The 12,360-nt window shown below is 63.1% G+C and carries 11 protein-coding genes; 8 read left to right on the top strand and 3 right to left on the bottom strand.

Going from position 1 to position 12,360, the window contains the following annotated elements; translation table 11 throughout:
* Nucleotides 1–154 precede the first annotated feature (154 nt).
* From miaB to trmB, 8 genes are all read left to right on the top strand, one after another.
* Entirely contained in the window at nt 155–1,555 is a 1,401-nt protein-coding gene (gene miaB / locus JQ628_RS32740; protein ID WP_212230299.1) for a tRNA (N6-isopentenyl adenosine(37)-C2)-methylthiotransferase MiaB, read from the top strand.
* A 4-nt stretch (nt 1,556–1,559) separates the two neighbouring features.
* Nucleotides 1,560–2,615, top strand: a complete 1,056-nt coding sequence (locus JQ628_RS32735; RefSeq protein WP_212230297.1) for a PhoH family protein — start codon at nt 1,560–1,562, stop codon at nt 2,613–2,615.
* A 65-nt stretch (nt 2,616–2,680) separates the two neighbouring features.
* Entirely contained in the window at nt 2,681–3,190 is a 510-nt protein-coding gene (ybeY, locus tag JQ628_RS32730) for an rRNA maturation RNase YbeY (RefSeq protein ID WP_212230295.1), read from the top strand.
* Between the two features lies 1 nt (nt 3,191).
* Complete coding sequence (locus JQ628_RS32725; RefSeq protein ID WP_212230280.1) at nt 3,192–4,325, top strand: hemolysin family protein; 1,134 nt, start codon at nt 3,192–3,194, stop codon at nt 4,323–4,325.
* Entirely contained in the window at nt 4,322–5,941 is a 1,620-nt protein-coding gene (lnt, locus tag JQ628_RS32720) for an apolipoprotein N-acyltransferase (RefSeq protein WP_349628153.1), read from the top strand. The genes JQ628_RS32725 and lnt overlap by 4 nt, the downstream gene beginning before the upstream one ends.
* Before the next feature lie 233 nt (nt 5,942–6,174).
* Complete coding sequence (locus JQ628_RS32715) at nt 6,175–6,591, top strand: helix-turn-helix domain-containing protein (protein ID WP_212230278.1); 417 nt, start codon at nt 6,175–6,177, stop codon at nt 6,589–6,591.
* Between the two features lie 199 nt (nt 6,592–6,790).
* Nucleotides 6,791–7,924 (top strand): M20 family metallopeptidase, encoded by a 1,134-nt coding sequence (locus JQ628_RS32710; protein WP_212230276.1) that lies wholly within the window; start codon nt 6,791–6,793, stop codon nt 7,922–7,924.
* A complete protein-coding gene (trmB, locus tag JQ628_RS32705; protein ID WP_212230274.1) occupies nt 7,921–8,637 on the top strand; it encodes a tRNA (guanosine(46)-N7)-methyltransferase TrmB in 717 nt (238 codons plus the stop codon). Before JQ628_RS32710 ends, trmB begins: the two co-directional genes overlap by 4 nt.
* Before the next feature lie 9 nt (nt 8,638–8,646).
* On the opposite strand, the gene JQ628_RS32700 is transcribed toward trmB, so the two are convergent.
* The 3 genes from JQ628_RS32700 to JQ628_RS32690 all read right to left on the bottom strand — a co-directional run bounded on the left by JQ628_RS32700 (nt 8,647) and on the right by JQ628_RS32690 (nt 12,327).
* Nucleotides 8,647–9,258: a hypothetical protein gene (locus JQ628_RS32700; protein WP_212230272.1), complete on the bottom strand. Its 612-nt coding sequence runs from the start codon at nt 9,256–9,258 to the stop codon at nt 8,647–8,649.
* A gap of 916 nt (nt 9,259–10,174) precedes the next feature.
* Complete coding sequence (locus JQ628_RS32695; protein WP_212230270.1) at nt 10,175–11,014, bottom strand: phytanoyl-CoA dioxygenase family protein; 840 nt, start codon at nt 11,012–11,014, stop codon at nt 10,175–10,177.
* 230 nt (nt 11,015–11,244) lie between these two features.
* Entirely contained in the window at nt 11,245–12,327 is a 1,083-nt protein-coding gene (locus JQ628_RS32690; RefSeq protein WP_212230262.1) for a DUF2336 domain-containing protein, read from the bottom strand.
* Nucleotides 12,328–12,360 lie beyond the last annotated feature (33 nt).

Raw genomic sequence — 12,360 nt, 5'->3', positions numbered from 1 at the left:
CCAAGCCACACCACTTGCATATCTTATTTTTGAGATATCCGCAAGACGGCGCCATGACCCAATAAAGGCAGCCCTGCCGCTGGATTTTCGCCCCTGTAGGCTATAATTGAGCCCTGCGGCGCGGATGGCGCCGCTTGCTCCCCGACCAGGTTCCATGACGCCGCCGCGCAAGCTGCATATCAAGTCCTATGGCTGCCAGATGAACGTCTACGATGCCCAGCGCATGGTGGACACGCTGGCAGGCGAGGGCTTTGTTGAGACGGCGAGCGCTGACGATGCGGACCTCGTCATCCTCAACACCTGCCACATCCGCGAAAAGGCCTCGGAAAAGGTCTATTCCGAACTCGGACGGCTGCGGGTGATGAAGGACGAGGCCGCACGCAACGGGCGCCAGATGAACATCGCGGTGGCCGGCTGCGTGGCGCAGGCCGAGGGCGAAGAGATCATCCGCCGCGCGCCCGTCGTCGACGTCGTGGTCGGCCCGCAAAGCTATCATCATTTGCCGCAACTGTTGGCGAAGGCGAAGCGCGACGGACGCGCGCTGGAAACCGAGTTTCCGGTGCAGGACAAGTTTGGCTTCCTGCCGCCGCCGAAGCCGGATGCGATTCGTTCGCGCGGCATTTCCGCCTTCGTCACGGTGCAGGAAGGCTGCGACAAGTTCTGCACGTTCTGCGTCGTGCCCTATACGCGCGGCGCCGAAGTTTCGCGCCCCGTCGCAAAGATCATCGACGACGTGACGCGGCTCGCCGACCACGGCGTGCGCGAGATCACGCTGATCGGCCAGAACGTCAACGCCTACCATGGCGACGGTCCGGATGGCCGCGCATGGCCGCTCGGAAAACTGCTGCACCGCCTGGCCGATATCCCCGGCATCGCCCGGCTGCGCTATTCCACCAGTCATCCGAACGACGTCGACGACAGCCTGATCGCGGCGCATCGGGACTTGTGCGAATTGATGCCGTTCGTGCATCTGCCGGTGCAATCGGGATCCGACCGCATCCTCTCGGCGATGAACCGCAGGCATACCGCCGCGGAATACCACGCCGTCATCGATCGTTTCCGCGCCGCGCGCCAAGACATTGCATTTTCATCGGATTTTATCGTGGGTTTTCCCGGTGAAACCGAAGAAGATTTTTCTGCGACCCTCGCCCTCGTCACACAAATCGGATACGCTGCCGCCTATTCATTCAAGTATTCGCCGCGGCCCGGGACGCCGGCGGCGGACATGCCGGAGATGGTGTCAGCAGGCGAGATGGACGAGCGATTGGAGCGGCTCCAGCAATTGATCGACAGTCAGCAATCGGCCTTCAACCTGGCGGCGATTGGCTCAACGGTCGATGTGCTGTTCGAACGGCCCGCGCGCAAGGAAGGCCAGATCGTCGGCCGCACCGCCTACCTACAGCCCGCGCATGTGATGGCTTCACCCGACATCATCGGACAGATTCGCCCTGTCAGCATCGAGAGCCTCGAGCGCTACAGCCTGCTCGGCCGTCTCGCGTCGCGGCCGATCGCATCCGCGCCGTCAGCGCATTCGCAGATATCTACTGGAGCCTGAACCCTTGCCTAAAAGCGCATCGGATTCGTCTTCGCTCGCTCCCAGCCGCAAACTTGACCGCGACATGCAGATACCGCCCGAAACGCAAGTCGTCATCGATTTCGACGACAACCGCGCCGTTTCCGCCCTCGTCGGCCCTTACGGCCAGAACCTTGCGCTGATCGAGCGCCGGCTCGGCGTCGTGGTCGATTCCCGCGGCAATCACATCTCCATCGCCGGCAGCCGCGACGGCTGCGATGCAGCGCGGCGGGTGCTGGAGACGCTGTATGCGCAGGCCACGCAAGGCCAGGATCTGGCGCAGGGCGACGTCGAGGGCGCCATCCGCGCCGTCATCGCGCAAGGCTCGCTGTTCGAATACGACGCCAAGGCCGCGAAGTCGCAGTTCGAGACCATCAACTTGCGCAAGCGTCCGGTGCGCGCCCGCACCGCCGCCCAGGATTCATATATCCGCGCGCTAAAACGCCACGAGCTGGTGTTCGGCGTCGGCCCGGCCGGCACCGGCAAAACGTGGCTGGCGGTGGCCTATGCCGCGCAATTGTTCGAGCGCAAGGAAGTCGATCGCATCATTCTGTCGCGGCCGGCGGTGGAAGCCGGCGAACGGCTCGGCTTCCTGCCCGGCGATTTGCGCGAAAAGGTCGATCCTTACCTGCGGCCGATCTATGACGCGCTGTACGATTTGATGGATGCGCGGATCGTCGAGCGCGCGCTACAGGGCGGCGAGATCGAGATCGCGCCGCTCGCCTTCATGCGCGGCCGCACGCTGACCAACGCCGTCATCATCCTGGACGAGGCGCAGAACACCACATCGATGCAGATGAAGATGTTCCTGACCCGCCTTGGCGAAAACAGCCGTATGATCGTCACGGGCGACCCGTCGCAGATCGATCTGCCGCACGGCCAGGCTTCCGGCCTTGCGGAAGCGGTGAAGCTGCTCGATGGGGTCGAGGGCATCGCACAGGTGAAATTCACGGCCGAAGACGTCATCCGCCACGAGCTGGTGGCGCGCATCGTCGCCGCCTATGAGGGATTGCCGCAGAAACCGGCAACCGGAAAATCTTGAAACGACAAATAACCGCCGGCAACCCCAAGCAATCGGGTTCCGGCCGTCACCAACATTCCAGAACGATGGCACGCCCTGCCCTGCCCCAGACCGAAGTCCTCATCACCGCCGATTGCTGGCAGAACGAGCCCGCGGCCGAAGCCGTGATCCACCGCGCCATCGAAGCGGCCGCCGAAATGGCCGACGCCGACACCGAGGATGCCGAACTCGCGGTGATGCTGACCGACGATGACGGAATCCGCACGCTGAATCATAACTGGCGCGGCATCGACAAAGCGACGAATGTGCTGTCGTTCCCCGCGCTACAGCCGACCGGTCCGGTCGGGCCGGACGATGCGCCGCGCATGCTGGGCGATATTGCGATCGCCTATCAGACGACCCGGCGCGAGGCCGACGAGGAACACAAGCCGTTCGATCATCACCTCAGCCATCTCGCCGTTCACGGCTTTCTACATCTGATCGGCTACGATCACGAGAGCAACGACGAGGCCGAGGCGATGGAAAGCCTCGAGCGCGAAATTCTTGCGCAGCTCGGCATTCCCGATCCCTACGCGGATCGGGAGCGGGTGAACTGACATGCCGGACTCCGACCCTACCCAGAACAATCCGCGCAACACGCCCAACCTGCCGGCGGTGGTGCAAGAAGGCGAAGTGCTGCGCCCGGCCAACGACAACTGGCTGGTGCGCGCGATCCGCACGCTGTTCGGCTGGAAGCCGGGATCGGTGCGCGACGACCTGAAGGTGGTGCTGGACGCATCGCAGCCGGACGATGTCGGCTTCTCCGCGATCGAGCGCACCATGCTGCGCAACATCCTAGGCCTGCACGAGCGGCGCATCGCCGACGTCATGGTGCATCGCGCCGACATCGTGGCGGTCAAACGCGACATCCCGCTCGGCGAATTGATGAGCCTGTTCGAGAGCGCGGCGCATTCGCGCCTCGTCGTCTATAACGAGACGCTCGACGATCCCGAGGGCATGGTGCACATCCGCGACCTGCTCGCCTTCATCACGGCGAAGGCAAAGGTGGGCGAGGTCGCCAAGACGAGGCGCAAGAAGCCGCTGCCTGCCGGCCTCGATCTGCGTGCGGTCGATCTCGCGCTGCCGCTTGCCGATGCGAACATCATCCGAAAGCTGCTTTACGTGCCGCCGTCGATGCGGGCGATCGATCTGCTCGCGCAGATGCAGGCCTCGCGCATCCATCTGGCGCTGGTGGTCGACGAATATGGCGGCACCGACGGCCTCGTCTCGATCGAGGATATCGTCGAGCAGATCGTCGGCGAGATCGACGACGAGCACGACAGTGACGAGCCGCCGTCGATCGTGCGGCAGGCCGACAATTCGTTCATCGCGGATGCGCGCGCGAGCCTCGATGATGTCCGCACCGTGATCGGCGAGGATTTTGTCACCGGCGAAGCGGGCGAAGATGTCGAGACGCTCGGCGGCTATCTGGTGTCGCATGTCGGCCGTCTGCCGGTGCGCGGCGAAGTGATTTCGGGGCCCGGCAATTTCGAGGTCGAGGTGCTCGATGCCGATCCAAGGCGCGTCAAGCGCCTGCGCATCGCCACGCGCAAGGAGCGCCCGGCCCCGCCCACAAGGCGTCGTCGCGACGCTTCCCCCGAGCAAGGTCAGCCTGCTCCCGAGCAGGGCCAGCCGCCCCCGGCCGGTGACAATCCGGCTCCGCCAACCGGCGATGGAGCCGGCACGCGGTGAGGGTAATCGACAAGCTTCATGCAGCCGCGCTTTCGATCCTCCTGACCTGGGGATGGAAGCGCGCAGTCATTGCGATGGCGGCCGGCGCATTGTCGGTGCTGGCGATGGCGCCATTCAACGCCTGGCCGGTGCTGTTCCTGACCTTTCCGGTCGCGGTCTGGCTGATCGACGGCGCGGCCGGCGGGCGATGGCGCGGCGTGCCGGCCGCCGCGCTATCCGGCTTCTGCTTCGGGCTCGGCTATTTCGTGCCGGGACTGTACTGGACCGGCTACGCCTTCTTTGTCGACGCGCAGACATTTGCATGGCTGACGCCGTTCGCCGTGCTGGGCCTGCCCTCTTATCTTGCGCTCTACACCGCGCTCGGCTTTGCGATGGCGCGGCTGATCTGGACAAAAGACGCCTCGCGCGTGCTGGCGCTCGCCGTCAGCCTCACGGTCAGCGAATGGCTGCGCGGGCATCTGCTCACCGGCTTTCCCTGGAATGCGTTCGGCTACGCGCTGTCGGAGCCGCTGGCGCTGGCCCAGGTCGCATCGCTGATCGGGCTGTGGGGAATGACCTTTCTGACGGTTGCAATCTTCGCGAGCCCCGCGGCGCTGATCGATGGAAAAGCATCCGGCCGCCGGCCGTGGATCTGGCCTGCGTCCGCGCTCGCGCTGCTGGTCGCGATGGGCGCGCTCGGCGCCATCAGGCTTTCGATGCAGCCGACCAAATTGGTTGCCGGCGTCAAGCTGCGCATCATGCAGCCCAATCTCCAGCAGGACGTGAAGTTCAATTACTCCGCCAAGGCGGAGGTGATGCAGAAATACCTGACCTTGTCGGATCGCTCCTCGGGGCCGAATGCCACCGGCGTGCGCGACGCCACCATCCTGATCTGGCCCGAATCCGCTTTTCCGTTCTTCCTCACCCGCGAGGCGGATGCGATGGCGCAGATCGCCGAATTGCTGCCCAAGGGCACCGTGCTGATCACGGGCTCGGTGCGGGCGCCTGACGATGCGAGGCCCGGTACCAGGGTGACGCGCGCCTATAACTCGATCTACGTGATCGACCACGACGGCAGCGTGCTGTCGGTTTATGACAAGCTGCACCTGGTCCCGTTTGGGGAATACCTGCCATTCCAAAACTGGATGGAAAAGCTGGGCTTCAGTCAACTCACCAAGGTGCAGGGCGGCTTCATCGCCGGCACGCGGCGGCATCCGCTCGCGGTTCCCAATGCGCCGCGCGCACTACCGCTGATTTGTTATGAGGTGATTTTTCCCGGAAATGTTGCAGCCCGCGACGATCGCCCGGGATGGATCATCAATCTGACCAATGACGGCTGGTTCGGAATCTCGACCGGCCCCTATCAGCACCTACAGCAGGCGCGGCTGCGCGCGATCGAAGAAGGCCTGCCTGTGGTTCGCGCCGCCAACACCGGCATCTCGGCCGTGATCGATCCGATGGGACGTATTGCCGCACAGCTCGGTCTGGGGCTCGAAGGCGTGCTGGATGCCGGCCTGCCCGCGGCGATCGCACCGACGGTTTTTGCGCGCGTCGGGAACATCCCTGCTGCAATTCTCGTCATGATTGCCCTGACTTTCGTCGTGGTGCGCCGCCTATCGCGGCAGAATTTCCAATGACGAAATTTTCTTTATTCGAGCGGGAATAATTTGGTGTCCGCAGAAGTTCCGCCTGTTGACATATCGGCGAGGCCATTCGCATTCTGCGCGCGCTGTTCGACCCCGGTCGGCTTGTTGCTCAATTGTCCTGATTCGACGACTTCCCCCTCTGAGGAAACGGCACTCGCATCCGAGGCATTGCGCTTGATCGTTTTGCCTCGTCCCCAGGCGCAAATGCCTCAAGGAGAGACGGAATGTCCACCAAAGCACCGAACCCTGTTGACAAATATGTCGGCAGCCGCGTGCGAATGCGCCGCATCATGTTGGGCATGAGTCAGGAAAAGCTCGGCGAGGCACTGGGACTTACTTTTCAGCAGGTGCAGAAATACGAGAAGGGCACCAACCGCGTGGGCGCGAGCCGCCTGCAACAGATCGCCGAGATCTTGCAGGTGCCGGTCGCCTTCCTGTTCGATGGCGGTCCGAGCGGCATCGCCACCAGCGAAAATTTTGGCGAGAGCGGTTCGCCCGCCTATATCTCCGATTTCCTCGCGACCTCGGAAGGACTGGCGCTGACCCGCGCCTTCACGCGCATCGGCGATTCAAAACTCCGCCGCAGCATCGTCGAGCTGGTCGAGCAGATCGCGGCGCGCGAAGCCGCCGAGAAGCACTAAGTCATGATGCGATTACAAGAAATCGCATCATGACCTAGTCTCCTTGTTTGAGCATGATCTCGGTTTCCACGTTGCGCTAACGCGGCCCTGCGGGTCCGGATCATGCTCGAGATCCGACAATCATTTTTCGAAACAGCGGATTGACGCGGCCAAGGCCGCGAGCGCATGACATTGCCAGTATGATTGCAAGGCAATGACCATGAGTTCGGCATCCGCCAATCCGTTCGATGCGGCAAATATCCTCGACGGCATCCGCCGATGGGTCGAGATCGAGACGCCGACCGACGTGCCGGCGCAGGTCAACAAGCTCGCCGACATTGTCGCCGATGGTTATCGCGACCTGCCGGCGACGGTGGAACGCATCGATGGGCGCGACGGCTGCGGCGACCATCTGGTGGCGCGCTCGTCATGGGGCCAGGATGCGGCAGGCATTCTGGTGCTGAGCCATCTCGACACGGTGCATCCGCTGGGGTTCATCGAACGGCTGCCCTTCAAGATCGACGGCGACCGCGCCTTCGGCCCGGGCATCTATGACATGAAGGGCGGCGCGTATCTGGCCTACCACGCATTCCGCACGATTTGCGCCAACGGCGCGCGGCCGCCGCTCGGCATCACGCAACTGTTCGTTTCCGACGAAGAGATCGGCAGCCCGACCTCGCGCGCGCTGATCGAGACTGAGGGACGCAAGGCAAAATATGTGCTGGTGACGGAGCCGGCACGCGACGGCGGCAAGATCGTCACCGGGCGCAAGGGCGTCGCGCGCTTTGAGGTGTTCATCAAGGGCGTGCCCTCACATGCCGGCACGAGGCCGCAGGACGGCCGCAGCGCGATCCGCGAACTCGGCCATGTCATCAACACGCTGGAAGCGATGAACGATTTTTCGCGCGGCATCTCGGTGAACGTTGGCGTGGTCCGCGGCGGCACCAAGCCCAACGTGATCGCGGAGGAGGCCTATGCCGAGGTCGATATGCGCGTGCCGACAATCGCGGATGCGGACGAGCTCGTTCCAAGAATACTCGGCCTGAAATCGCGCACCGAGGGCGTCAGCGTGCGCGTGGTCGGCGAGCTCAACCGGCCGCCTTATGAAAAGAGCAATGCGGGCGCAGCACTGTATGAGCACGCCAAATCGCTGGCGGCCGAGATCGGCTTCGATCTCGTCGACACCTCGACCGGCGGCGGCTCCGACGGCAATTTCACCGCGCCGCATACCGCAACGCTGGACGGACTCGGCGTCGACGGCGAAGGCGCGCATACCCATTACGAGCAATTGTACATCTCGTCGATCGAGCCGCGGGCGCGGCTGCTTCATCGGCTGTATCAGACGCTGCGATGACGCGCCCCTCCAACCCGGATCGCGAGCACGCGCATGGCCAAGGCTCGTTCTTCGGCCGGCGCAAGGGCCACAAGCTGCGCTCGCATCAGACCGATCTGATCGCGAACCTGCTGCCGCGGCTGGCGCTCGACATCGGCACCCCGGCACCGGAAAATCTCACGGAGGTTTTCGAAGCGCCGCTGGAAGGCGTGCGGCTCGAAATCGGTTTTGGCGGCGGCGAACACCTCATCGCGGAAGCGCTGGCCTTTCCGAACACCGGCTTCATCGGCTGCGAGCCCTATGTCAACGGCATGGCAAAGGTCCTCGCCCAGATCGAGGCGCACAATGTCGGCAATGTCAGACTGTTCGCGGGCGATGCCGCCGAGCTGCTGGCGTGGGCGCCGGCGCGCTCGTTGTCGCGCATCGACCTGATCCATCCCGATCCCTGGCCAAAACGGCGGCACTGGAAGCGGCGCTTTGTGCAGGATGCCACGGTGGCGGCGATGGCGCGCGTGCTGAAGGAGAGCGGCGAATTCCGCTTCGTTTGCGATATCGATGACTATGTCGCGTGGACGCTCGCCCATCTCTTGCGCTCGCGCGATTTCGCATGGCTTGCCGAACGCGCCGACGACTGGCGCCTGCCATGGCCAGGCTACACCATGACGCGCTACGGGAAGAAGGCCGCGCGCGAGGGACGCGTGGCCACGTATCTGCGGTTTCGAAGAACAGGTTAAGCAGGAAGGTCAGCGGGAAAAGATACGCGTTCCAGACGACCATCGACGCTTGTTTCCGACTGGACTTGCGCCAATCTCCCAGCCCGCGCCTCCCCAGATCGCATCGACGACACCAATCTCGCCCATGACATCCCGCACAAAAAAGATGTTCGGCGTAGCATTGATCCGCAACGCGCCATCTTCGCCATTGGCCTGCCGCCGCAACATGCACCAGACATCGATCAGGCCGGCTTCACGACCCTGGCCCAATTGGACAATGATTTCCTGATCGCTTGTCGGCTCGCTCAGGTGATGCGTTTGTAGAGATGTGCTGCCCGCGCGGTCTTCGACCTTGCCTGCGAACCGACGCACGAAGGTTGCACCAAGCCAGGAGATCTTGACTTCGGCCGTCGGCGAGACGTCTTCCTTGAAGTGTTCATGACCTACGAATTTTTCGGCAGAAGGGATTGCCGATGTTGACGGCGGATCGGAGGAGTCCACGGCTTTCCCGCGCAGGGAACACTCGATGCGCGCGATTGGAACAATCGACTGACCTTTTTTGGCATCATCCGCGGCTACGCTGAAGCCCGCCTGCACCAAGAAAAACAAAGCAAGCGAACCCTTGAGGCCTACGCGGTGCATTTTCTTGGTTTCCTTGTGTTCGCGTGCTTCACGAACGCAAGGTAAACTTCATCGAGAAGATGTAAACTAAAGACCGGGTTCCTGGTTAAGGATAAAAAGTAAGACCAACTTTGATCCAAGTTTCCGTCAAATGCGACATAACGCAACCGAGCCGAAAATCTGTTGCGGAGAAACTATCGAGTCTGCTGTCCGGCGCGCTGCAATGGTTCCGGATGTTCGAGATGGAATGAGCGTCAGTGATCCGCAATCGCGGCTATATTCGCCTCTCCGACATCTGAACTGGCGGGCTGACGCCCGGTGAGAAACCAGTCGACAGCGCCCTGCAACACCTCGCTTGCGCGCGAAGGGGATCGCTCCAACTCCAGCGAACGCGCCAGGACGGGTTGTTGGCATAGGCCGGAATGCGCCACACCCAAATGGTTTCGTAGACGCTATCTCCTAGTCCCTCGACATCGGGATGAACGGTCGGCCAAAAAGCCGAGACCGAGACAACGACAGCGAGGGCCGCGATCGACGCGGCCGAGATAATCACTTTGCGCATAACGCGCCTACCTTTCCTGCCTCTTCGCGGGCTTCGCTCACCCGCGATTCCCCGTGCTGCAAAATTGCCCCGCGTCAAACGCTGCCGGCTATAAAGCTCAGCCAATTGCGTTGGCAGGGTCTCATTTTTCCGAACGTGCAAGTTCAAGCAATGCCGTCGTCTTAGCCGCAAGGGGCGGATGCAGGCAATTCAATCCACAACCCAAAATCACCAACGGGAAGAAAGTTTGCGGCTTTCCAGGCCTGAAACAGACAAAATCCGCTGTCGCGCCAGCAAAGGATCAGCCTGGCCGGCCTTCTCAACGACGCACCCCGACGCCGCTGTGCCACCAGGCGTGCGCTCAAGACGACCGAATTGGCGCTCCGGAATGACACATCATGGTTTGGCCGCCATCCGCGCCTTCTTCGCGTCGGTGGCTTCCCACACCATGCGCTTGCCGCGCTCGCGGCCGAGCAGCTCGATCGGATCGCGGTTGTCGATGTGGCCGAATTGGCCCTTGTAAACGCTGTAGCCACAAAGCTCCTGGAGGCGGCGGGGAAAGCGGATCGCGGTCTCGCGGGGGATGCCGAGCTGCAAATTTTCCTGCTGCCGCATCCAGCCCCAGCAATAGGCGCAGGAGAACGCAAAGCGCCGGGCATCTGACATGTTGGCACCGCCGCCGTGCCACAGCGCGCTGTCGAACAGCATCACGCTGCCGGCCGGCATGGTCGCGGTGACAGCGTCATATACCCTTCCGTATTCGGGCGATGAATCGTATTTGTGGCTGCCGGGCACGATCCGTGTCGCGCCATTGTCCTCGCGGAAATCCGACAGCGCCCAGATCGCATTGAGCGTGATCGGGATGTGCGGCCGCGGCAACGGGATCAGTTGCGTATCTTCGTGGATCGGCTGCGCTTCCTGGCCGGGGCCCAGCACCAGCGAGCAGAACGACGACAACAGGCACTCCCTGTCCAGCACGCGCTCGACGATCGGCAGCACGTTCTCGTGCAGCGGCACTTCCCAGAAGACGTCGTCATAGGTGAGCAGGTTGTTGATGCGAACGGTCTTGAATCCCTCGAATGAGGTCTTGGCGTAGCCGAGATTATGGTCGCGCTCGGTGCGCAGCAGCGCTTCCTTCAAGCCTTTGACGAGTTCGGAGCTTGCGGCATGCTCGATCACGGTGAAGCCGTCGTCGCGGATTCGATTGGCGTGCGCCTGAATGTCGGCTTCGAGCATTGCGATCTCCCCGTCCTGGCGCTGTGTGGCGCCTTGGGAAGATCATAGCTGGCTCGTTTTGGTCTTGGAAAGAGCCTCAACCGTCATTGCGAGGAGCCAACGGGTCGCGCGAATGCGCGCCCGATGACAGGATCCGCGACGAAGCAATCCAGCTTTCTCGTTGCGGCAAAGCTGGATTGCTTCGCTTCGCTCGCAATGACGGCGGAAGCATCGTACGCGGAAAAAAGAAGCTACAGCGTCTGCCGCGTCTTCCAGAATTCGACCACGCGCGCGGCGGTCGAGGGCATCAGGCGGGCAAAATTGACGCGGGCGCCTTCGAGGTCGGCCGGCGACGGCACCCGGTTCGGCCCCAGCCGCAACAGGATCAGCGCGCGCACGGTCGCCCATTCGAGCCCGATGGTCTTACCGACGATGATGATCGGATCGTAGCGATCGCCGGCGACCAGGCGATCGAGCGTTCCGATCTTCACGCCGGACTTCGCCGAGAGCGCCGCGATCGACTCTTCGTACCGGTGGGCCTTGGCAAAGCCGAGCAGCGCGGCCTCGGTCAGCCCGCCGGCTTCATGCAAAGCGAGAATGGCGCGCTGGGCCGGCTCGAAATTGCGCTTGCTGTCGACCGGCGCGATCAGGCTGTCGATGTTGGTCATCGCCCGCTTGATCGCGGCCTGCCGCGCCGGCTTCACCACATCGAACAGGCGGCGGCGGATGACGTCGATCGAGCCCTCCAGCAATTCCTTCAGATGCGCTTCGGAAAGATCGTCACGCTGGCCGACCGTGATCGTCAGCACGCCGTCCTGCCCGGCCCGCTTGATCAGCGTCGAGTAGCCCGCCGGCGAAAACTGCGCGCCGGCGTTCTTCGCGGCGCTGCGCACCACGTCACGGTCGCCGCGGCCGACCATGACGTCGGTAAGCGCGGGCGACAGGACGGGGCGCTCGGTCATCGCCAGCAGATGCTCCTGGCTTTTGGCGCGCGCGATCTCGATCAGGGCCTGCTCGTCGATCACGGGCGAGCGGCGCAGCAGGGGACCGGCGATCAGAATGTCGTCCTCGCGCGCGAGCTGACCGACCAGCGTGCGCGGCGCATTCGCCAGCAGCGACAGCCGTTCGGCAAGATCGACACGCGCGGCAATTTCGGTGTGCGGCACGAGGCCGATCAACACGCCGTCGAACAGATCGACGTGCTCGTCGCGGAAACTCGGCGCGCCTTGCAGAAACAAATCCGCAATGCGACGCGCCGCTTCGGCACGGCGTTTAGGATCATCACCTCGGACGATCTCTTCGAGCCCGGGGATCAGGGATATCGCAGCCGCCATCTACTCAACTCAACACCGGCCGGCTGGCGCGGT

The organism is Bradyrhizobium lablabi, assembly GCF_018129385.1.
Lineage (GTDB): Bacteria > Pseudomonadota > Alphaproteobacteria > Rhizobiales > Xanthobacteraceae > Bradyrhizobium > Bradyrhizobium lablabi_C.
The sequence above is the reverse complement of the archived record's forward strand: the minus strand, read 5'-3'. Positions and strand labels throughout refer to the sequence as shown.

Bases quoted from the DNA above. Each gene is read 5' to 3' on its own strand.
- miaB (WP_212230299.1), top strand. From the start codon at position 155: ATGACGCCGCCGCGCAAGCTGCATATCAAGTCCTATGGCTGCCAGATG.
- ybeY (WP_212230295.1), top strand. From the start codon at position 2,681: ATGGCACGCCCTGCCCTGCCCCAGACCGAAGTCCTCATCACCGCCGAT.
- JQ628_RS32725 (WP_212230280.1), top strand. From the start codon at position 3,192: ATGCCGGACTCCGACCCTACCCAGAACAATCCGCGCAACACGCCCAAC.
- JQ628_RS32715 (WP_212230278.1), top strand. From the start codon at position 6,175: ATGTCCACCAAAGCACCGAACCCTGTTGACAAATATGTCGGCAGCCGC.
- JQ628_RS32710 (WP_212230276.1), top strand. From the start codon at position 6,791: ATGAGTTCGGCATCCGCCAATCCGTTCGATGCGGCAAATATCCTCGAC.
- trmB (WP_212230274.1), top strand. From the start codon at position 7,921: ATGACGCGCCCCTCCAACCCGGATCGCGAGCACGCGCATGGCCAAGGC.
- JQ628_RS32700 (WP_212230272.1), bottom strand. From the start codon at position 9,258: ATGCACCGCGTAGGCCTCAAGGGTTCGCTTGCTTTGTTTTTCTTGGTG.
- JQ628_RS32695 (WP_212230270.1), bottom strand. From the start codon at position 11,014: ATGCTCGAAGCCGACATTCAGGCGCACGCCAATCGAATCCGCGACGAC.
- JQ628_RS32690 (WP_212230262.1), bottom strand. From the start codon at position 12,327: ATGGCGGCTGCGATATCCCTGATCCCCGGGCTCGAAGAGATCGTCCGA.